The following is a 1,242-nucleotide window of genomic DNA, read 5'->3' as shown; positions in this document are numbered from 1 at the left end:
TAGTGAATGTTCACACCACCTTCGCAGAAGCCTTCATCACGAACCAGGTCCCGATGCAGCGGGATGTTGGTCTTGATGCCATCAACCACGATTTCGTCCAGGGCGTTACGCATACGGGCCATGGCCTCGTCGCGGGTGGCGCCCCAGGTGATCAGCTTGCCGATCAGCGAGTCGTAGTTGGACGGAACCTTGTAGCCGCTGTACAGGTGCGAATCCACACGTACGCCGTTGCCGCCGGGCGCGTGGAAATGCTTGACCAGGCCAGGGCTTGGGATAAAGGTTTTCGGGTCTTCGGCGTTGATGCGGCACTCCAGGGAGTGGCCATGCATCTTCACGTCGTCCTGGGTGAAGGACAGCACGTTGCCAGCGGCGATGCTCAGCATCTCCTTGACGATGTCGATACCGGTGACCATCTCCGAAACCGGGTGCTCTACCTGCACACGAGTGTTCATCTCGATGAAGTAGAAGCGGCCGTTCTCGTAGAGGAACTCGAAGGTACCGGCGCCACGGTAGTTGATGTCGATGCACGCCTTGACGCAGCGAGCCAGAACTTCCTGGCGAGCCTTTTCATCCAGGCCTGGTGCCGGCGCTTCTTCCAACACCTTCTGGTGACGACGTTGCAGCGAGCAATCGCGGTCGCCCAGGTGGATGGCGTGGCCTTGGCCGTCGGAGAGAACCTGCACTTCCACGTGACGTGGGTTGGTCAGGTACTTTTCCAGGTAGACCATCGGGTTGCCGAACCAGGCACCCGCTTCGGAACGGGTCTGCTTGGCCGCTTCGATCAGGTCTTCTTCCTTGTGCACCACGCGCATGCCGCGACCACCACCGCCACCGGCGGCCTTGATGATCACTGGGTAACCGACTTCGCGACCAATGCGCAGAGCGGTTTCCTCGTCTTCAGGCAGTGGGCCGTCGGAGCCAGGAACGGTTGGCACGCCGGCTGCGATCATGGCGTCCTTGGCCGATACCTTGTCGCCCATCAGGCGAATGGTTTCGGCTTTCGGGCCAATGAAGGCAAACCCGGATTTTTCCACCTGTTCGGCGAAATCGGCGTTTTCCGCGAGGAAGCCGTAGCCCGGGTGGATGCCATCAGCGCCGGTCACTTCAGCCGCGGCGATGATGTTCGAGACTTTCAGGTACGAGTTCGTGGCCAGTGGCGGGCCGATGCAGATGCTTTCGTCCGCCAGTTTCACGTGCATCAATTCGGTATCGGCCGTCGAGTAAACAGCGACGGTCTTGATG

1 protein-coding gene is annotated in these 1,242 nt (G+C 60.2%); it reads right to left on the bottom strand.

All coding sequences use genetic code 11. The features are described 5' to 3' along the window. Positions 1 to 1,242, bottom strand: a 1,242-nt coding sequence (gene accC / locus G9Q84_RS29005; RefSeq protein ID WP_181644544.1) for an acetyl-CoA carboxylase biotin carboxylase subunit, incomplete at both ends; no start/stop codon positions are given.

Source organism: Pseudomonas sivasensis, assembly GCF_013778505.1.
GTDB classification, from domain to species: Bacteria; Pseudomonadota; Gammaproteobacteria; order Pseudomonadales; family Pseudomonadaceae; genus Aquipseudomonas; species Aquipseudomonas sivasensis.
Note: the sequence above shows the minus strand (reverse complement) of the source record. Positions and strands in the feature narration are given on the sequence as shown.